Raw genomic sequence first — 20,179 nt, forward strand, 5'->3', positions numbered from 1 at the left:
ATGGTAGCATGCCCGCCGATGCGCGTTCTGGTGCCGACGGCCGTCGCCACGGCGCTGCTCGTCGCGGGGTGGTTCGCCACCGGCATCGTCACGGCCAGGTCCATCGAGACACCTGACCGCATCGGGCTGATCGGCCTTCCTGCCGCGTTTCTCGCTGTCCTCGCCTGCCTGTTTGTCGTGAGCGCGTTCGCGTTGCGCGAGCGCCGGTGGTCCAGCGTCGCGCACGTCGCGATCGTTCTCGTGCCTGTCGTGATGCCCTGGCTGCCGGTCGACGTCCCTGTCGCGTCGCTGGTGTGGACGGGGCCGCTGGCCGTCTTCTGGTGGGTCACGTGCGTCGCGTACGTGTCTGCTGACGCATGCCGGCGCCTCTGGGGTGCGATCGTCCCGCCGGTACTGTCCCGCGCGTTCGCGTGCCGCGCGCGTGCGCCATTCATCGCCGCGCTTGCGACGGGCGTGGCGTTGACCATCACGGCGTGGCACACGGCGCCACAGCACCCGAAGGGCGACGAGCCCGACTACCTCGTCATCACGCAGAGCCTCCTGCTCGACCGGGACATCCGGATCGAGAACAACCACGCTCGAGCGGACTACGCCGTGTACCACCCGGGCGTGCTCCCGCCGAGCTATCTGCAGCGCGGCACTGATGGCGCCATCTACTCGGTCCACGCACCCGGACTACCGGCGGCGCTGGTACCCGCGTTCGCGGTCGGAGGCTATCGAGGTGCCATCGCGACATTGATCCTGATGGCGATGGCGGGCGCGTGGCTCGCCTGGCGCGCTGGCTGGGACGTGACGCACGACGCGCGAGCGAGCTGGATCGGCACGGCGGCCACTGTCGGCGCGGCGCCATTCTTCCTGCATGGCGCCGCGGTGTTTCCCGACGCGCCGGCCTCGGTCCTCGCGCTGCTGGTGGTCTGGATGCTCGTGCGCGACGCGCCAATCCGGCCGGCGGTCGCGGCCCTGGCGCTCGGTGTCCTGCCGTGGCTGCACACGCGGTACGCCATCCTGTCGGTCGGTCTCGGTGTGTTCGTCCTCGCGCGACTGTTCGTGGAGCGCCCTGCGCCGGATCCCGCGCGCACCCAGCGCGCCGGGCGGCGTGTCCTCGCCTTCGGCTCGATTGGCCTCCTGAGCGCACTCGCGTGGTTCGGCTTCTTCCTCGTCATCTACGGCACGCCGAGTCCATCGGCACCCTACGGGGCGTACACGCAGATGGCGTTCGCGCACCTGAAGCCCGGACTCCCGGGATTGCTGTTCGATCAGCAGTTCGGGTTGCTCGCCGCCGCGCCGATCCTCGGCCTGGCCGCCGTGGCGATCCGGCCACGCGTGCGCCACGCGTCGACGGCCAACTGGAATCGTGCCCTCGCGGTGCTGCTGCTCGCGGGCCTGTACACCGCTGTTGTCGGCGCCTATCGCATGTGGTGGGGCGGGTTGTCGGCCCCTGCGCGCTTCCTCGTCCCGATCGTGCTGCCACTCGCGCCGCTGGTCGCGCTCGGCTGGCACTCACTCTCCACGCGCGCATCGCGTCATCTGGCGCTAACGCTTCTCGTCGTGTCGCTCGCGATGACGGTGATGCTGGTGGCCGTCGATCGCGGGGCGCTGGCGTACAACGTGCGCGACGGCCAGGCGGAGTGGGCCGAGTGGGTGAGCCCGCTCGTGGACCTGGTGTCGGCGCTGCCGGCGGCGCACAGGGACCCGCCAGCCATCGTCCTCCGTGACGCCGTCGTCTGGCTGGCCACCGTTGCCGCAGCGTGGGGCGTCTGGCGATGGCTCGAGGCGTACGCGCGCTGCACGCCGCTCGTGGCGATGCTGACCGTCGCGGTGCTGGTGCCGTCGGCGATGGCCACGGTCTGGTGGGCGCACGGCGTGAGCGGGCTCGCACCGGCGGCGTCGCAGGTCCGTTTCGTCGAGCAGCGCGCCCGGCCATCGCGCACGCTCGTCGCCATCGCCCCACCGGACGTGGGGAACACGCGCAACTGGTTCGATGTCGAGATCGCGTCGCCTCCCGCGCGCACGAAGGGCGCGTACGTCGCCCTGCGGCTCGATGGACTGCCCGCGGGACGCTACAGGCTGTTCTCGTCGAGCCGCGTGCCGCAGGCTCGGCTCGGGCTCACGCTCGGCGAAGAGCGAGTATCGCGGTTCGTTGCCGAGCTTGCACAGTCTGACGCGACGCCCTCCGTGTCGTTCGTGCTACCACTGCCCGCCAACGACGTTGTCGTGAAGGGGAATGCTGACGCGTTGGCTGCCGACTCGCGTACGTGGATCACGGTGGACGACGTCCGGGAGACGCCCGGTGTGCCCGCTGTCACTCGCGTGCACGAGATGGGCCCGGATGTGTGGCTGTTGCCAGACGAGGGGGTCCATCCGGAGCCTGGCGGCGTCTGGCTGGGCGGAGACGGGGCCGTGACAGTTGGCACCAGTGCACCGGGACCGCGCGAACTGACCGTGCGCGCGGGAGATGCCGACGTCGTCGTGTCCTGGGTGGGGAGCCGTCGTGGCGAGGTGCGATTGAAGGCCGGAGAGACGCGCGTCGTGACGGTCGAGGCCGATCGCGGACGCCTGACGTGGCGCACACGCGGCGGATTCAGGCCGTCGCTGTCCACGCCAGGCAGCAGCGACGCGCGCTATCTCGCCGCGTGGATCAGCGAATCGAGACTGCCCTGACGCTGTCCGCCCGATGAAATCCGGCGGCTACACCTGGCAGGAATGAAGGGTCAGAAGCGCGCGACGCCCATCACGTACATGCCATTCATGCGGAACTCGCCGAAGTCGCTGTCCACCTGATAGCTGAGGTGCAGCTTGCGATAGCCGCCCGTCACGCCGAAATTGTTCGTGAAGTTGATCGTGCCGTAGAAATCGTAGTCGTAGTACTTGCCGGTGTAATCGCGATCCTCGCCCGATGGCAGGCGGAACAGCGAGACCTCGCCGCCCACCGCCACGTTGCGCGTCACGTAGCCGCGGCCGGTGAGCCCCACGGCGGGAATCGGCGCCTTCGCCTCGGCGAACTCGCTCGCCAGTTGCGACGTGAGTTCGGCGCGCACGTGCGTGTACTTGGCTTCGAGAAGCAGCCCCAGGTACCCGCGATCGCGGTGGATGAAGTCGTACTCGTACCCGAAGCGCCACGCGTCCCACTTGAACTCGCCCGTCACCGGCAGGCCCACCGAGTAGAGGTTGCCGTTGAAGACCAGCGAGCGCCGCAGCGTCGTGTCGACGTCGAAGACGATCGGGATGTACTCCACGCGCAGCTTGTGCTTGCGCGCCGGCCGCAGCACGAGCCTGAAGTCGCGGAATGTCTTGTTCTCCGTGTCGAGGTCGTCCTGCAGGCCGATGGTCGAGCCCGGAATGCCGAACTGTTCGCTCGAGAAGATGATCGCGGGCGTCGGCTTCCACAAGCCGACCGCCACCTCGACGTTGTAGTCCTCACCAACAGCCGCCTGACCGGACGACCGGTTCTGGAGTGCCGTGTACTGCGCGGTGGCCGGGCTGGCCGCGAGGACGAGCAGGGCCGTGACGAGGCTCCGGAGCGGGCGAAGTACCTTCATACGGACCCCTATCGGTCGGTCCCGCACGGGACTGTAGGGGAATACCGGGAATGCTGAATGCCGATGCCCGATGCCCGATGCCCGGTGCCCGGTGCCCGATGCCCGGTTGCCCGTTGCCGTCCGCCCGTGCTGTCCGGTTGCCGGTTGCCCGTTGCCGGTTTTCTATAATGACTCCGTGCTTGCCGCGTTGCGCCGGCTGTGGCCGTACCTGCGGCGGCGCCGCCGTCCCATCATCATCGGGCTGGGCTGTGCCGTCGCCTCCAACCTCTTCTCGCTCCTCACGCCGTGGGTGCTGAAGTATGCCGTGGACGACATCACCGCCGGCATCTCCAGGCAGGAGCTGGGTCTCTACGCATTCGCGCTGCTCGCGATCGCGGCCTGCGGCGGCGTGTTCCGCTATGCGATGCGGCGGCAGCTGATCGGCGCGTCGCGGGAGATCGAGTACGACATGCGCGCGGACTTCTTCGCGCACCTCCAGCGGTTTCCACGCGAATATTTCGACGGCGCACGCACCGGCGACCTCATGTCGCGGGCGTCGTCGGACCTCGGCGCGGTGCGCATGATGGTCGGTCCGGCGGCAATGTACACCTCGTCCACCGTTGTCTTCGCCGTCGCGGGCGTCACGATGATGGCGCTCATCCACGCGCGGCTCACGCTGCTGGTCGTCACCGGGCTGCCCCTGGTGTCGATCATGGTCAAGTACTTCGGCCAGGCCATCCACGATCGCTTCGAGCGCATCCAGGCGCAACTGTCGGAGATCAGCGCGATCGCGCAGGAAGCGCTCGCGGGCGTGCGCGTGGTCCGGGCCTACGGCCAGGAAGACGCCGAGCGGCGCAAGTTTCTCGCGGCCAACGACGAGTACGTCGCACGCAACCGCTCGCTCATCATCCTGCAGGCCTTCTTCTATCCCGGCATGACCCTTGGCTTCGGAGTCGGCATCGCCGCCTTCCTCTACCTCGGCGGCCGTGAAGTGGTGCGCGGATCCCTCACGCTCGGCGAGTTCGTGGCGTTCAACGGCTATCTCGGCCACCTCGCGTGGCCGCTCATCGCGTTCGGCTGGGTCACCAACATGTTCCAGCGCGGGCTCGCGTCGTGGCGACGCATGCTCGAGGTGATGGATACGTCGCCGTCGATCGTCGACGCTCCCGGACTCGTACCGCTGGCGCAGCCCGTCCACGGCGACCTGCGCGTGGCGAACCTCACGTTCGCGTACGGCGACGGACCGGCGGTCCTTCGCGACATCGATCTGCACCTGCCAGCCGGAGAGACGCTCGCCATCGTCGGGGCGACGGGCAGCGGCAAGTCCACGCTCGTCCACCTGCTCGTCCGCCTGTACGAGCCGCCGCGCGGCACCATCTTTCTCGACGGCCGCGACGTACGCGACGTGCCGCTCGCCGACCTTCGCCGGGCGATGGCGTTCGTGCCGCAGGAGACGTTCCTCTTCAGTTCGTCGATCGAGGAGAACATCGCGTTCGGCGCGGGGGATCTGTCCGACGACGAGCGGACCCGCCGCGTGAGCGAGGCGGCGGCGCTCTCCCGACTCGACAAGGACGTGCGGCAGTTCGCCGACGGCTACATGACGCGCGTGGGCGAGCGCGGACTCACGTTGTCCGGCGGACAGAAGCAGCGTACGGCGATTGCGCGCGCGCTGATGGCCGACGCCCCCGTCCTCGTGTTCGACGATGCGCTGTCGGCCGTCGATACGTACACGGAAGAAGAGATCCTGGTCCGCCTGCGGCAGGTCACCGCGAATCGCACGACCATCATCGTGGCGCATCGCATCTCCGCCGTCAGGCACGCCGACCGGATCATCGTGCTCGACGAGGGACGCATCGTCGAGCGCGGCACGCACGACACGCTCGCGGCGGCGGGCGGACTCTACGGCGAACTGGTGCGGCAGCAGCAGCTCGAAGCCGAACTGGCGGTCTCGTGACGTCGATGCACGACGACGAGATCCTCGGCAGGGCGTACGACGGCCGCCTCATGCGACGTCTGCTCGGCTACATGCGTCCGTACCGCTGGCGCGCGTGTGTCGCGCTCTGTGCGATCGTGACGAGCGTCGGCTTCCAGTTGGCGCAGCCGATCCTCGTGCGCCTCGCCATCGACGCGTACATGACGCACGGCGACCTCGCCGGTGTCGGCCGGGTGGCGTTGCTGTACCTCGGGACGCTCGTCTGCGTGTTCGCCGCCGAGTTCATCCAGACCGTGACGCTGCAGATGATCGGGCAGCGGATCATGCACGACCTCCGCCGGCAGGTGTACGACCACCTGCAGCGGCTCGATGTGGCCTTCTACGATCGCAATCCCGTCGGCCGTCTGATGACGCGTGTGACGAGCGACGTCGACGCCATCAACGACCTCTTCACCTCGGGCGTCGTGTCGGTGTTCGGCGACGTGCTCGCGCTGCTGGGCATCATCGTGGTGTTGATGACGCTGGACTGGCGACTCGCGCTCCTCACGTTCTGCGTCCTGCCGCTGATCCTGCTCGTCACGCAGTGGTTCCGCCGCAACGTCCGCGAGTCGTACCGTGAAGTGCGCACGTGGGTGTCGCGTCTCAACGCCTTCCTCCAGGAGAACCTCACCGGCATGGCCACGGTGCAGTTGTTCCGGCGTGAGGCGCGCAACTTCGCGGACTTCGATCGCCTCAATGCCGAGCACCGCAACGCCAACCTGCGATCGATCTACTACTACGCGGTGTTCTACCCGGCCATCGAGTTCATCGGCGCGATGTCGACGGCGCTCATCGTGTGGTTCGGCGGTATCTGGGTCGTGACCGGCGCGCTGTCCATCGGCACGCTCGTCGCGTTCACGCAGTACACCCAGCGCTTCTTCAAACCCATCTCCGACATGTCGGAGAAGTTCAACCTGCTGCAGGCCGCGATGGCCTCGTCCGAGCGACTGTTCGCACTGCTGGATGCGCCTGTCGAAATCACGTCAGGCAAGGGGACTCCCGCGCGCTCCGACCGCATCGTCGTGGACGACGTGTCGTTCGCGTACACGGCCGGCGTGGACGTCATCAAGCACGTGTCATTCGTCGTCGAGCCAGGGCAGCGCATAGGGATCGTCGGCGCGACGGGCTCGGGCAAGTCGACGCTCATCAACCTGCTTCTCCGGTTCTACGACGTCAGGTGCGGGCGGATCACCATCGGCGGCACCGACATTCGCGAGATGGATCTGCGCGATCTCCGCTCGCAGTTCGCGCTCGTGCTGCAGGACGTCTACCTGTTCTCCGGGACCGTCGCCGGCAACATCCGTCTCGGACGCGAGGACATCAGCGATGTCGACGTGCGCCGCGCGGCGGAGGCCGTTCATGCCGATGCGTTCATCGCGGCGCTGCCGCTCGGGTACGATACGCCTGTCGCCGAACGTGGCGCGACGTTGTCGGTCGGACAGAAGCAACTGCTCTCGTTCGCGCGTGCCCTGGCGTTCAATCCGCGGGTCCTCGTGCTCGACGAGGCAACGTCGAGCGTGGACACGGAGACCGAGGCGCTGATCCGCGACGCCCTCCGCGTCCTGATGGAGGGCCGGACGACGATCGCCATCGCGCACCGGCTCTCCACGATCCAGGACATGGACCGCATCCTCGTCCTGCACCGCGGCGAGTTGCGGGAAGCGGGCACGCACCAGGAACTGCTCGCGATGCGTGGTATCTACCACAGGCTGTACCAATTGCAGTACCAGACGCACGCGGCAGACGTGCCGCCGCTGCGTCCCGTTCCCGGAGAAGCATGACGTGATCGATCTCGAACGTGCACGCGTTCTCGTGACCGGCGGCGCCGGCTTCATCGGATCCGCGCTGGTGTGGGGCCTCAACGAGCGCGGGTCGTCGCGCATCGTCATCGCCGATCGTCTCGGGACGGACGCGAAGTGGCGGAACCTTCGCGCGCTGCGGTTCGAGGACTACGTCGAAGCCGACGACCTGCTGCCGCGGCTCGACGCCGGCACGCTCGGAGACTTCGATCTCGTGCTCCACATGGGCGCGTGTTCGGCGACCACCGAGCAGGACGCGTCGTACCTGGTGCGCAACAATTACGAGTTCAGCAAGGACCTGTGCCTGTGGGCCGATCGTCATGGTGCCCGCGTGGTGTACGCGTCGTCTGCCGCGACGTACGGCGATGGCACGGCCGGCATGGACGATGATGCGGCGCGCATCGAGACGCTGCGTCCGCTCAACATGTACGGGTATTCGAAGCTGATCCACGATCGCTGGGCGCGAGACAACGGTCTCCTGCAGCGGATGGCCGGCCTCCGGTTCTTCAACGTCTTCGGGCCGAACGAGAGCCACAAGGGCGACATGCGCTCGGTGGTCGACAAGGCGTGCGCGGAGATCAGGGCGAACGGGACGGTGCGGTTGTTCAGGAGTCATCGCCCCGACTATCGCGACGGCGAGCAGCAGCGCGACTTCGTCTACGTGAAGGACATCGTGGACATGACGCTCCACGTGGCCGCGACCGGCGCGAGCGGGTTGTTCAACCTGGGATCGGGACAGGCCCACACGTGGCTCGATCTGGTGAGGCCGATCTTCGCCGCGCTGAACGTACCGGAGCGCATCGAGTTCGTCGACATGCCGGAGGTACTGCGCGGCACGTACCAGTACCACACGCAGGCCGACATCGCGCGCCTGCGCGCGAGTGGATATGCGAAGACGCCAACGCCGCTGGCTACCGCCGTCACCGAGTACGTCCGCGACTATCTGGTGCGAGACCGCCACCTCGGCGACGAAGCCGTCTGACCGCCGGACGCAATCCGGCGGCTCCGCGTGCCGAACGGTGTGTGCCGCATGGAGGCCACGGGTGTCACCCCGTGGCGAATCAACGCTTCTGCGCGAGGACCAGCAGCGAACTGCCGATCGGCATGTCGAGGCGGCGGACGAGCGCGGCTTCGCAGGCCAGGAGTGCTGTCAGCGCGTGATTGACTGGCGCGGCGGGGATGGTGATCTCGTCCTGCGCCTGGTCGGCAGGCTTCAGGCCACGGCGCCGCTGCCACCAGCGCGTGCCGAACATGACGGGGAAGAGTGACGCGTTGGTGAACGTCATGCGCGCCACGTGGAAGCCTGCGGCCTCGACCATGGCGTGCAACTCGCCGCGCTCGTAACGGTGAACCTCTTCGGCCAGCACCGCGTGATCGCCGCGGAGCAACTCGAGCGCCGCCACATTCATCACCAGCTGACCACCAGGCGCGAGGATGCGGTTGAACTCGCGCAGCACCATGCGTCCTGCGTCGGGTGCGAGGCACTGCAGCACGTCGAAGCAGGTCACGAGATCGAACGCACCATCACGGAACGGCACCGCGACCACGCTGGCCTGTGCCAGGCGCTGTTCGCCGTGATCCTTGGCGAATTTCAAACCCGTCCACGTGAGGTCGAACCCGTACGCCTTGCCGTGCGCGGCCAGCATCGGCAGATTCACGCCGGTACCGCAGCCGCAGTCGAGCAGCCTGACGGGCGGATGCGCTGCGGCGGCCCGTGCGACGACAGGAGCGACGAACGCGCGAAATCCCTTGAACCAGAAGTGCTCGCGTTCGGCGCGGCGTGTGGCTTCGAGCAGAAGATCCATGTTGGCTACGAATCTGGGCGCGACGGCACCGGTGTGGCGTCCGGTGCCGGAGACGATGGGGTCCTGGATGGGGCGTCCGCTGGCGCAGGCGGCAACGTGTTCAACTCGGCCTCGCGTCGTCTGAACTCCGGCCCCACGCGCTCGGGCGTGCTCTGACGCGGATTCCACCCGAGCCGCATCACCTGGATCTGCATCGTCCGGCGGCCGAACGCGAGCGCCTCGTTGCAGTTCCACATGTAGATGTCGATCTGGCGACCCTTCACACGCGGGCCCGTGTCGAGAATCGTGTAGATGCCGTTGTAGCGCGCGCTGAGCCCTTCCACGCGGATCACCGACCCCACGGGCAGCAGGTCCGGGTCGGCGGCCGCGATGCCCGTCTGGATACCGGCGCCTGACGCCGTCGTCGTGCCCTTGCAATAGGCCGTGGAGCGGTAGCGCAGGCGCAGGCCCGGCGCCGGCGATGCGACGTCGAGCGGGTCGGGCAGTCCCGGTGGCATCAATGGCGTGTCGGCCCGGCTGGCACGACGGAGGGCCTTGGGCAGGTACTGCGAGTCGAAGATCGGACTCTCGTACAACAGGACGAAGCCGAGTGCCGCCCCTGCCGCCACGACGATGCGCCGCTTGAGCGAACGGGTCAGGAGCACGACTCGGACTCCTGCGCGGCGTCGGCGAAGTGGACGTACCCGCCCGGGAGCGGTGTCTCCGACTGATCCGCGTGCACGATCAGGAGGTCGGCCTCCTTCGTGCACACGCCAATCCTGGTGACGGGCGGCAGGCCCTTCCGGCTCGTGGCATGCAGGAACCGCCGCCGCATGCGTCGCGGAACCGCGAACACCAGCTCGTAGTCCTCGCCGCCGGACCAGACCAGGGCGTCTGCCGCGGTGCCCGTCGTCGCGGCGACATCCGCCACGGCGGGAGAGACAGGCACGCTCGCGGCCTCGACGCGCACGCCCACGCCGCTGGCCGCGGCCAACTGGCGCAGCGCGTCGGCCAGGCCATCGCTGGTGTCCATGCAGGCCGACGCGGCCCTGTTGCGGGCCACCTGCAGGCCGAGCGCGACCCTCGCCTCCGGACGACGGTACCTGGCGATGGCGTCGGCCAGTGCCTGCGACACGGCCGGCTCATGGTCGGCGTTGCGTGCGGCGCCGGCGCGCACGTGCGTGAGCCACGCCAGTCCAGCGGCCGCCGCACCCGTCGTGCCACTCACGTACAGTTGGTCGCCGGCTCGCGCACCGGCTCGACGCAGCACTTGCCTCGGTTTGGCGGCACCGCTCACCGTGACGTCGACGAACAACACCGGCGATCGCGAGACGTTGCCGCCCACGAGTTGTACCTGCGTGGCATGCGCGGCCTCGACCAGGCCCTCCACCATCTGCGCAACCCACAGGGCGTCGAGATGAGGGGGCAGACCGAGTGAGAGCAGGGCGATGCGCGGCACGGCGCCCATGGCCGCGATGTCGCTCAAGTTCACGTGCAAGGCGCGATGGCCGACGTCGGCCGCGCGGCTGAGCGCGCGCGTGAAGTGCACGCCGTCCACCTGCACGTCTGTCGTCAGCACATCGACGTGGTTGCGCCGCGGGACGAGCACTGCCGCGTCATCCCCGATGCCGACGCGCACTTCGTCAGACGTCGGCTGACCCCGCGTCGCGATCCACTCGATGAGCGCGTGTTCGCCCACCATGTCACAGGTGGCGGACGGATCGTGTCGCCAACCCTGAGGAATCCGCGGCTCCATGGTCAGCGCGCGATCTCCACGGCACGCGTCTCACGGATCACGGTGACCTTGATCTGGCCGGGGTATTCGAGCTCGTTCTCGATGCGTCGTGCGATGTCCTTGGACAGCCACACGGAATCCTCGTCGGACACCTCGTCGCTCTGCACCATGATCCGGATCTCGCGACCGGCCTGCAGCGCGAACGAACGCGAGACGCCCTTGAAGCTGCTCGCGATGCTCTCGAGCTTCTCCAGACGCTTCACGTACGACTCGAGGATGTCCCGGCGAGCACCGGGGCGAGCCGCGGAGATGGCATCGGCGGCCTGGACGATCATCGCCTCGAGCGACGGCCAGTCGATGTCCATGTGGTGCGCGGCGACGGCGTCGAGTACGGGCTGCCGTTCGCCATGCTTGCGCAGCACGTCGAGTCCGAGCTCGAGATGCGTGCCCGACATCTCGCGATCGATCGCCTTGCCGATGTCGTGCAGGAACGCCGCGCGTACGGAGACGTGCTGGTCGAGGCCGAGTTCTTTCGCCATGATGCCGGCGAGCCAGGCGACCTCGCGACTGTGGTTCAGGACGTTCTGTCCGTAACTCGTCCTGAACTTCAGTCGGCCCATCAGCGTGAGCAACTCGGGGTGGACGTCGTGCAGGCCGAGTTCGAAGGCCGCCGTCTCACCCTCACGCCGCACCGTGTCGTCGAGCTCGGACTTCACCTTCTCGACGACTTCCTCGATGCGCGCGGGGTGGATGCGTCCGTCGGCGAGCAGGCGCTCGATGGCCTGCCTGGCGATCTCCCGGCGGAAGGGATCGAAACTCGACAGGATGATCGCGCCCGGCGTGTCATCGATGATGAGCTCGACGCCTGTCGCCTGTTCGAGCGCGCGGATGTTGCGGCCTTCACGTCCGATGATGCGGCCCTTCATGTCGTCGCTGGGGAGATCGACGACCGAGACGGTGGTCTCGATGGCGTGTTCGGCGGCGCTGCGCTGGATGGCGTCGGTGACGATCTGTCGCGCGCGTGCGGCGGCCTGCTCGCGCGCCTCCGCTTCGAGCCGCTTCAGGAGGTGTGCCGCGTCACGCCGCGCGTCGTGTTCGATGTGACGCAGCAATTCGGCGCGGGCCGCGTCGGCGGTGAGTCCGGCCACGCGTTGCAGTTCCCCGATGGTTTCGGCGTGCCGGGCCGCGATGGCCTGCGCCGTGGCGTCGACCTCCGCGCGTTGCCTGGTCAGGTCGTCGCGTGTCCGCGCAAGGTCCTGTTCGAGGTGCAGCAGCGCCGCCGCACGCTCCACTGACGCACGGGCCTGCTCCTCAGCCCGTTGCGCGGTGGTCTGCGCCTCGCGCTCGACATCGCGTGCGGCGCGCTCGGCATCGACGAACACGGCGTGCGCCCGCTCCCTGGCGGCCAGTTCCGCTTCCTTGCGCTGCGACTCGGCGTCGCGTTCGGCGGTGGCAATGATGCGGGCGGCTTCCTCGCGCGCGTGTGCCGCGTCGGCAGACAGGCGCTTGCGCGCGATGTTCAGCCACACGAGCACGGCGAGAGCCGCCGCGCCGTCCAGTACCAGACCGAGCACTTCGAGCGAGTTCAACTGGGCCAAGATGAATCCTGTCGACTGTCACCCGAACACCCTCGCCGAGGCAAGCGCGAGGAGAACGGGAGCGTGTCGCAGTCGCCCTGACGGGGGCGTGTGCGGCTGGCTGGGGAGCGCCGCAGGCGATCAACCCCGCGTTGCCGTGTGGGGAGGTCGTTGAACCTGCAGAAGCAGGTGGAACCACTGTAAAAGCCGCGCTTCAGGCTTCCTCTCTGCGGAGGCATGCACACCACGCGGCCCTCGCGATTCGCTTGGGGTGAAGAACATCGGCTCAAGCGATCCTCTACCCATCACGCACAACGCAGGCAACCCCGATGGTAGCACGGGGCCTCCGTGTGGTGTCAGCCGCCATGCCGTGCCAGGACGGCGTCGATGAGGTGCTCGAGTGCGGCCGCGCGGTCCACGAGTTCGGCGGCCACGCGCGTGTCCTCGTCGCGGCCGCGAAGGCACTCGTCGGCGATGTTGAGCGCCGCGAGCACCGCGAGCTTGGTCGATTCGCCGATCGGCACGGCGCTCGACGCGGCTTCCATCGTGCCGTCCACATAGCGCGCCAGCGTGTGGACGTACGACGGATCGAGCGCGCTGCGCACCGGATAGCGCAGGCCCTGGATGTCCACCATGACGACGTGCGTGGGCCCCGCCTGCTCGGCGAGCGGCGTGTCATCGTCCACGGGGGAGGCGGCGTTGACCCTCACGTCTACATCTGGAGTGCGTCGAGTTGCGCGAGCATGTCGGCGACGCGTGCCCGCACCTGATCGCGTTCATCACGCAGGGACTGCAGTTCCACGGCCACGCCTTCGGCATCGGCGAGCTGCGCCTGGAGGGCATCCACTTCACGCGTGAGCCGATCGTTGTCCGTGCGGAGGCGGCTGGCTTCCGCGCGGCTCTTCTCGACCAGCGCGATGAGCTGGCGGATCTTCTCGTCGAGGCGCTCGACCACGCCGAGGTCGGCGGCCGTCACGGTGGTGCTCATGTGCGAACTCCCTGATCGGCGGTCCGCCGATCCAGTCAACGCAGGGTCGCGCCGTGCCCGGCCGCCAGCGCCGCGAGGATGCCGTCGACGGCCGACTGCACCTCCACATCCGTCAGCGTGCGCTCGGCCGCGCGGAACGTGAGTCTCAGCGAGAGGCTCACGGTGCCCGCGGGCAGCGACGATCCCTGATAGCGATCGAACTCGCGCACCTCCACCAGCGTGGACGGCGCAGCGGTGTGAATCGTGTCACGAACCCTCACCGCGGGCAAGTCGGCCGGCACGACGATCGACAGGTCGCGCACCACCGATGGGTGCCGCGGGAGAGGCGCCATCACGGCCTGCCAGTCTGGCGCATGGTCGGGAGCCGCGAGGTCGAGATCCACCTCGGCCACGAACACGGGATCCGCACCCGGCAGCCCGCGCGCTTCGGCAAGCGCGGGAGCCAGTTGACCCACCCACCCCACGTCCACGCGCCCGCCGGCATCCGCCCTGACGACGCGCGCTGCGCGGCCCGGCATGAACGCGGCGTGATCGGCCGGCTCGAGCGTGAGGGGCGTGCGAAGGACGTCGCCGATGCGTGCGACGACGCCGATGACGTCGTACACGTCCACGGGACGGCCACTGCGGCTCCAGTGTTCAGGCGCGGCGGCGCCCGTCCACGCGACTGCCACGCCATGCGTCTCGCCATGCGCGTCGGTGAAGCGCGTGCCGAGTTCGAACAGCCGGATGTCGCGATGTTCGCGCCGGCGATTGTGCGAGAGACTGTCGATCACGCCCGGCAGCACCCAGGGCCGCAGGACGGCGAAGAGCTCCGACAGCGGATTCGCGATGGCGATCGGTGCCGCGTCGAACGGCGCCGCCGCGGCCCGCTCGATGAACGTGAACGTCACGGCCTCCGCGAAGCCGGCGCCCACGAGCATGTCGCGTACGCGCGCGTCGCGCACCAGACGCGGCGCCGTCCGGGCGGGCGGAGCAGCGAGCGGCGGGAACGTCACGGGCAGGCGGTCGTAGCCAGCACACCGCGCGACTTCCTCGATGAGGTCTTCTTCGCGCGTTACGTCCCCGCGCCATCCGGGGATGGTCGCGATCCACGCAGGTCCGTTCGCGTCATCGTCGTGCGCGAGGCCGAAGCCGAGCGACGTCAGGATCGACTCGACTTCCGCAACGGGCACCTCCATGCCGAGCACGCGCGCGATGCGTGGCCATCGCAGGCGCACGGTGCGCAGCGCAAGTGCCGGCGTCCCCGCGACCACGTCGCCGCCACGCACGCGACCGGCGCCGATCTGCGTCAGTACCTCCACGGCGCGGTGCAGGGCACGCAGCGGCATCGAGGGATCGGTACCGCGCTCGAAGCGATACGAGGCCTCGGTCGAGAGCTGGAGCCGGCGTCGGGTGCGGCGCACCTGCGCAGGCTCGAAGTACGCACTTTCGAGTGCGATGGTTTTCGTTGTCGCGCCGATCTCGGTCGCGTCACCGCCCATCACGCCCGCCACCGCCTGCGCGCCGGCATCGTCGGCGATCACCAGCATGTCGTCGGCGAGCGTGCGCGCCACGCCGTCGAGCGTGGTCAGGCGTTCGCCCGCGTGCGCGGTGCGCACGGTCAGCTGATGTCCGGCGATCGTGTCGTAGTCGAACGCGTGCAGCGGCTGGTTCAGCTCGAGCAGCACGTAGTTGGTGACGTCGACGATGTTGTTGATCGAGCGGACGCCGGCGAGCGTGAGTCGCTCGACGAGCCAGGTGGGGGAGGGGCCCACCGTGACGTCCATCATCGCCGCGCAATAGAGCGGGCACAGATCCGCGCGTTCGACAGACACACGCAGCGCGGCGCCGTCGTTCTGCGCGACGCGTGCCTCGGCAACCGCCGGCACGGGCACGCGCAGCGGCACGCCGTAGCGCACCGCCACTTCGCGCGCCATGCCGAGCACGCTCAGGCAGTCGGGCCTGTTCGCGGTGATCTCGAAGTCGATCACGGCATCGTCTGGCCGCCCCTCGACGGAATCGACGGCGGCGACCTCGAACCCGCGCATGGAGAGATCGTTTGCGAGCTGGTCGATGGTGACCGGCACGTCGACGTAGTCACGCAACCACGAGACGAGGATTCTCACGACGCGAACTGCTCCAGGAAGCGCAGGTCGTTCTCGTAGAACGCCCTGATGTCGTCAACGCGATGGGCGAGCAGCGCGAGACGCTCGATGCCCATGCCGAACGCGAAGCCCGTGTAGCGCTCCGGATCGATGCCCACGGCCTCGAACACCGACGGGTGCACCATCCCGCTGCCGCCGATCTCGATCCAGCCCGTGCGCTTGCACATCGGACAGCCGGAGCCGAAGCACGACTGACAGCCGACGAAGACTTCCGCGCTCGGCTCCGTGTACGGGAAGAAGCTCGGCTTGAACATGATGGGCGTCTTCGGATCGAAGAACTCGCGCGCGAACCCGAGCAGCGTGCCCTTGAGGTCGGCCATCGTCACGTGCTCACCGACGACGAGACCCTCGACCTGCTGGAACATCGGCGTGTGCGTGAGATCGAGGCTGTCGCGCCGATACACCCGCCCCGGCGCGATGATGCGCACGGGTGCCCCATGCGCCTCCATGTACCGCACCTGCACCGCCGACGTATGCGTCCGCAGCAACGTCGCCGGCCGCGGCTGTCCCCCGGGGTGCCCGTTGCCGGTTGCCGGTTGCCGTCCGCCCGTGCTGTCCGGTTGCCGGTTGCCGGTTGCCGGTTGCCGGCTGAACGCCCTTTCCAGATACAGCGTGTCCTGCGCATCGCGGGCCGGATGGTCCGCGGGCATGTTCAGCGCCTCGAAGGTGTGCCAGTCGTCTTCGGTCTCGGGGCCGTCGACGATCTCGTAGCCCATGCGCGTGAAGATGCGCTCGATGCGTTCGCGCATCGCGTTGAGCGGATGACGCGAGCCGGCGGGCAGTGGCCGTGCGGCCAGCGTGAGATCGAGGCCCGGCGTCCGCGTGCCGCTGGCCACTGTCTCGCGGCGCGCCTCGAGGCCGGCTTCCACGGCCTGCTTCAGTTCGTTGGCCAGCCTGCCGATCTCGCGCTTCTGGTCGACGGGCGCCCTGGCGATCTCGCCGTACAAGGCCGTGACGAGCCCGTGCTTGCGGCTCAGGAAGCGATCGCGAAGGGCCTGAAGGTCGGCAGCCGTCGCCACCGCCGCCAGTGCGGTGTCGAACTCGGCCCGCAGCGCAGCCACGGAAACGGAGAGATCGGACATGGGGTCCACACGAAAAACGGGGGCGCGCCCGCGAAGGCGGCCCCCGTGGAATTTCAGAACGTTTGCAATTGCTAAGCGTTCTGCTGCTTGAGGGCGTCCTTGGCGCGGGTGGTCAGCGCCGCAAACGCCGCGGGCTCGCTCACGGCGAGCGTGGCGAGCATCTTGCGGTCCACCGCCACGCCTGCACGCGTGAGGCCGGCGATGAACTGCGAGTAGCTGATCCCCTGCTGGCGCGCCGCGGCGTTGATGCGGATGATCCACAGCCGGCGGAAATCGCGCTTCTTGCGGCGACGGCCGACAAACGCGCTCTTGAGTGCGCGGTCCACCGCCTCCTTGGCAAAGCGGTACAGCTTGCTCTTGTTGGCGTAGTACCCCTTGGCAAGGGTCAACAACTTTTCGCGCTTCGCACGGCGCACCGTGCCACGCTTCACTCTTGGCATCGTCTTCTCCGCAGCCTCGGGGCGGCGCTCAACCGACTTGAATCCCGGACCGCTCTACGAATGTCGAATGCTGAATGACAAGCCCGATGTCGCTGTCCGAAGGATGGAAGGCCCATTCCCGGCATCGCGGCATTCCCGGCATTCATTCATTCGTCATCCTGCATTCGACATTACTTGTACGGCAGCATCAACTCCAGCTTGCCCTGATCCTGCGCGGAGACGAGCACCGTGCCACGCAGCGCGCGCTTGCGCTTGGTGGTCTTGCTCGTCAGGATGTGCCGCTTGAACGCGCTGCCGCGCAGGAATTTGCCAGAGGCGGTCCGCTTGAACCGCTTCGAGGCGCCCTTGTGGGTCTTGAGTTTCGGCATGATCTGACTCGTCTTCGTTACGTGTTGCCGCGGGCCGCGTGAGCCCGCGTGTCAGGGACCTCGTGTCCCCGAACCCCTAGTCCGGCTCGAGCTCCGTTGCCGCTGCCTGCGCGGCGGCTGCGAGTTCCTCCGGCGTCATCTCGGTGTCGTCGTCGTCGGCCTCGGGGCGCGGCTCGCGCTCCGGCTTGGACGGCTTCTCCAGCTTCTTGATCCCCGGACGGCCCGACAGGATGGTGTGCATCGTGTTGCCTTCCATCCGCGGGATGTTCTCGGCCACGGCGATGTCGTTCAACTCGCCGATCAGCCGCTCCAGGATCCGGCGCCCGATCTCCGGGTGCGCGATCTCGCGCCCGCGGAAGAACACCACCGCCTTGACCTTGTCGCCTTCGTGCAGGAAGCGCTGGATGTTGCGCTTCTTGAAGTCGTAGTCGTGCAGATCGACCTTCGGGCGGAACTTGACCTCCTTCACCTCGATGGTCTTCTGGTGCTTGCGGGCCTGCCGCTGCTTCTTCTGCTCGTTGTACTGGTACTTGCCGTAATCGGTGATACGGCAGACCGGCGGCACGGCCGTAGCGGCGACTTCGACGAGATCCAGGCCCTTCGACCGGGCCAGGGCCACGGCCTGCGCCGGTGCCATGATGCCTAGCTGCGCCCCTGTCTCGTCGATCACCCGGACCTCGCGCACGCGAATGCGCTCGTTGATCCGGACCCTGTCGTCCCGTCGGGGACCCCGCATGCGATTGTCGAACGCGATAACGACCTCCTTGAACGCGCCCCGTGCCCCGATCCACGATCGGCGGCGCGAAACGCTTCCTACACTCCGACCGGCTGTTCCGCCTGCCTGCCCTTGTTCTCGATCTCGGCCGCCGCGTCGGCGAGGAACTCGCTCACCGACCGGCTCCCCAGATCGCCGCCCTGCCGGCTCCGTACCGCGACCGCGCCGTCGGCCACTTCCTTGTCGCCGACCACCAGCATGTACGGCACCTTCTGCAACTGGGCTTCCCGGATCTTGTACCCGATCTTCTCCTGCCGGTCATCAAGCCCCGCGCGCAGGCCCGCGGCCGTGAGCGTGGCCCGCACTTGCGCGGCATACGCCGCGTGGCGATCCGCGATGGGCAGCACGACGGCCTGCACCGGCGCCAGCCACAGCGGGAACGCTCCGGCGAAATGCTCGATCAACAGCGCGATGAACCGCTCGAAACTGCCGAAGATCGCCCTGTGGATCACCACGGGCCGATGCTCGGCGTTGTCGGCCCCCACGTACTTCAGGTCGAAGCGCTCGGGGAGCTGATAGTCGAGCTGAATCGTGGCGCACTGCCACTTGCGGCCGATCGCGTCGGTGACGTCGAAGTCGACCTTCGGCCCGTAGAACGCGCCGTCGCCTTCGTTGATCGTGTAGGCAAGCCTCGCCGATTCGAGCGCCTGCTTCAACTGCGCTTCGGCGTGATCCCACGTCTCGCGCTGCCCGAGGTATTGGTCCGGCCGCGTCGAGAGCTTCACCTCATAGGTCAGCCCGAGGTCGCCGTACACGCGCTGGACCAAGCCGAGCAGCCGGTGGACTTCCTCGCCGATCTGCTCCTGCGTCACGAAACAGTGCGCATCGTCCTGCGAGAACTGCCGCACGCGCGTGAGTCCGCCGAGCACGCCCGACGCCTCGTTGCGGTGCAGGGCCGTCTGCTCGTGCAACCGCAGCGGCAGGTCGCGATAGCTCCGCATCTGGCTGGCGAAGACGAGCATGTGCCCGGGGCAGTTCATCGCCTTGAGGGCCATCTCCTCGCCCTCGGCGGCCTCGAGCGTGAACATGTTGTCGCGGTAGTGGTACCAGTGCCCCGACGTTTCCCACAGCGCCTTGTTGAAGAGCAGCGGGGTCTTCACTTCGTCGTAGCCGGCCGGATACAGCACCGCGCGCATGTACTCGGCAAGGCCGTTGTAGAGCACCGTGCCCTTGTGCAGCCAGAACGCCGCACCCGGCGCCCACGGATGGAACATGAACAGGCCCGTTTCGCGGCCCACCTTGCGGTGGTCGCGCTTCTTGGCCTCTTCGAGCCGCGCCAGATACGCCTGGAGCTCCTTGTCGGAGAAGAACGCCGTGCCGTAGATGCGCTGCATCGGCTGGTTCTTCGCGTCGCCCTTCCAGTACGCACTCGACGTCGTCGTCAGCGTGAAGGCCTTGAGGCGGCCCGTCGACGGCACGTGCGGTCCGCGACAGAAGTCGACGAAGGTTTCTCGGTCCTTGATCGTGTAGACCGACACCTCCGCCTGCCCCTGCGTGTTCTCCTCGATGAGCTGCACCTTGAGCGGCTCGCCACGATCGGCGAAGAAGCGCAGAGCCTCCTCGCGCGGCCACATCTGTCGCTCGAACACCTCGTCGGCCTGCGCCAGCCGACGCATTTCGGCCTCGATCTTCTCGAGATCCTCAGGGACGAACGGCCGCTCGACCACGAAGTCGTAGTAGAAGCCGGGCGGCTCGTCGATGACCGGCCCGATGCCGCACTGCGTGCCCGGGAACAGCCTGGTGACGGCCGCGGCCAGCAGGTGCGCCGTGCTGTGCCGGTAGACCTTCAGGGCGTCTGGGCCGTCGGCCGTGAGGATCCGGACCCGTGCGTCGCGCGTCAGCGGGTACGACAGGTCCACGATCTCATCGTCCACCTGTGCGGCAAGGGCCACCTTCGCGAGGCGCGGAGACACGCCCCCCGCCACGTCCCGAACGGGCGTGTCGACAGGAACGGATCGCGTGGATCCATCCGGAAGCGTGACAACGACGGACATCAT

The 20,179-nt window shown here is 68.2% G+C and carries 17 protein-coding genes and 1 other RNA gene; 4 read left to right on the forward strand and 14 right to left on the reverse strand.

What is annotated here, in order from left to right; translation table 11 throughout:
- The first annotated feature begins 18 nt into the window (after nucleotides 1-18).
- Nucleotides 19-2,661: a hypothetical protein gene (locus IT182_07540; protein ID MCC6163187.1), complete on the forward strand. Its 2,643-nt coding sequence runs from the start codon at nucleotides 19-21 to the stop codon at nucleotides 2,659-2,661.
- Nucleotides 2,662-2,711: 50 nt separating this feature from the next.
- Here IT182_07540 and IT182_07545 read toward each other — a convergent pair whose 3' ends face one another.
- The gene (locus tag IT182_07545; protein MCC6163188.1) at nucleotides 2,712-3,539 is read right to left on the reverse strand and encodes a hypothetical protein; all 828 of its coding nucleotides are present in this window, start codon (nucleotides 3,537-3,539) and stop codon (nucleotides 2,712-2,714) included.
- 175 nt (nucleotides 3,540-3,714) lie between these two features.
- Here IT182_07545 and IT182_07550 point away from each other — a divergent pair, with 175 nt between their 5' ends.
- Genes IT182_07550 through rfaD form a run of 3 tightly spaced genes read left to right on the forward strand, consistent with a single transcriptional unit; the run spans nucleotide 3,715 to nucleotide 8,271 of the window.
- Entirely contained in the window at nucleotides 3,715-5,472 is a 1,758-nt protein-coding gene (locus tag IT182_07550; GenBank protein MCC6163189.1) for an ABC transporter ATP-binding protein, read from the forward strand.
- 5 nt (nucleotides 5,473-5,477) lie between these two features.
- Nucleotides 5,478-7,271, forward strand: a complete 1,794-nt coding sequence (locus tag IT182_07555) for an ABC transporter ATP-binding protein (GenBank protein MCC6163190.1) — start codon at nucleotides 5,478-5,480, stop codon at nucleotides 7,269-7,271.
- Nucleotide 7,272: 1 nt separating this feature from the next.
- Nucleotides 7,273-8,271, forward strand: coding sequence for an ADP-glyceromanno-heptose 6-epimerase (rfaD, locus tag IT182_07560; protein MCC6163191.1), 999 nt, complete (start codon nucleotides 7,273-7,275; stop codon nucleotides 8,269-8,271).
- A 79-nt stretch (nucleotides 8,272-8,350) separates the two neighbouring features.
- Here the strand turns inward: rfaD and IT182_07565 are convergent, their stop codons facing one another.
- From IT182_07565 to thrS, 13 genes are all read right to left on the reverse strand, one after another.
- Nucleotides 8,351-9,094 (reverse strand): class I SAM-dependent methyltransferase, encoded by a 744-nt coding sequence (locus IT182_07565; GenBank protein MCC6163192.1) that lies wholly within the window; start codon nucleotides 9,092-9,094, stop codon nucleotides 8,351-8,353.
- Between the two features lie 5 nt (nucleotides 9,095-9,099).
- Nucleotides 9,100-9,738: a 3D domain-containing protein gene (locus tag IT182_07570; protein ID MCC6163193.1), complete on the reverse strand. Its 639-nt coding sequence runs from the start codon at nucleotides 9,736-9,738 to the stop codon at nucleotides 9,100-9,102.
- Nucleotides 9,729-10,775: a thiamine-phosphate kinase gene (gene thiL, locus IT182_07575; protein ID MCC6163194.1), complete on the reverse strand. Its 1,047-nt coding sequence runs from the start codon at nucleotides 10,773-10,775 to the stop codon at nucleotides 9,729-9,731. The genes IT182_07570 and thiL overlap by 10 nt, the downstream gene beginning before the upstream one ends.
- Before the next feature lie 56 nt (nucleotides 10,776-10,831).
- Complete coding sequence (rny, locus tag IT182_07580; GenBank protein MCC6163195.1) at nucleotides 10,832-12,406, reverse strand: ribonuclease Y; 1,575 nt, start codon at nucleotides 12,404-12,406, stop codon at nucleotides 10,832-10,834.
- Nucleotides 12,407-12,525: 119 nt separating this feature from the next.
- A non-coding RNA gene (ssrS, locus tag IT182_07585) (6S RNA) lies at nucleotides 12,526-12,711 on the reverse strand.
- Between the two features lie 30 nt (nucleotides 12,712-12,741).
- Nucleotides 12,742-13,095 (reverse strand): cell division protein ZapA, encoded by a 354-nt coding sequence (locus IT182_07590; GenBank protein MCC6163196.1) that lies wholly within the window; start codon nucleotides 13,093-13,095, stop codon nucleotides 12,742-12,744.
- 2 nt (nucleotides 13,096-13,097) lie between these two features.
- On the reverse strand, nucleotides 13,098-13,373 hold the full coding sequence (gene zapB / locus IT182_07595) for a cell division protein ZapB (protein MCC6163197.1): 276 nt from the start codon (nucleotides 13,371-13,373) through the stop codon (nucleotides 13,098-13,100).
- Between the two features lie 35 nt (nucleotides 13,374-13,408).
- A complete protein-coding gene (gene pheT, locus IT182_07600; GenBank protein MCC6163198.1) occupies nucleotides 13,409-15,478 on the reverse strand; it encodes a phenylalanine--tRNA ligase subunit beta in 2,070 nt (689 codons plus the stop codon).
- Entirely contained in the window at nucleotides 15,475-16,599 is a 1,125-nt protein-coding gene (pheS, locus tag IT182_07605; protein ID MCC6163199.1) for a phenylalanine--tRNA ligase subunit alpha, read from the reverse strand. Before pheS ends, pheT begins: the two co-directional genes overlap by 4 nt.
- A 71-nt stretch (nucleotides 16,600-16,670) precedes the next feature.
- Nucleotides 16,671-17,039, reverse strand: a complete 369-nt coding sequence (rplT, locus tag IT182_07610) for a 50S ribosomal protein L20 (protein MCC6163200.1) — start codon at nucleotides 17,037-17,039, stop codon at nucleotides 16,671-16,673.
- Nucleotides 17,040-17,209: 170 nt separating this feature from the next.
- Nucleotides 17,210-17,407 carry a 50S ribosomal protein L35 gene (rpmI, locus tag IT182_07615; protein MCC6163201.1) on the reverse strand — a complete coding sequence of 66 codons (198 nt, stop codon included), beginning with the start codon at nucleotides 17,405-17,407 and terminating at the stop codon, nucleotides 17,210-17,212.
- Nucleotides 17,408-17,483: 76 nt separating this feature from the next.
- Nucleotides 17,484-18,143, reverse strand: a complete 660-nt coding sequence (locus IT182_07620; GenBank protein ID MCC6163202.1) for a translation initiation factor IF-3 — start codon at nucleotides 18,141-18,143, stop codon at nucleotides 17,484-17,486.
- A gap of 77 nt (nucleotides 18,144-18,220) precedes the next feature.
- Complete coding sequence (gene thrS / locus IT182_07625) at nucleotides 18,221-20,176, reverse strand: threonine--tRNA ligase (GenBank protein ID MCC6163203.1); 1,956 nt, start codon at nucleotides 20,174-20,176, stop codon at nucleotides 18,221-18,223.
- Nucleotides 20,177-20,179 lie beyond the last annotated feature (3 nt).

This window comes from Acidobacteriota bacterium (assembly GCA_020845575.1).
Classification (GTDB): domain Bacteria; phylum Acidobacteriota; class Vicinamibacteria; order Vicinamibacterales; family Vicinamibacteraceae; genus Luteitalea.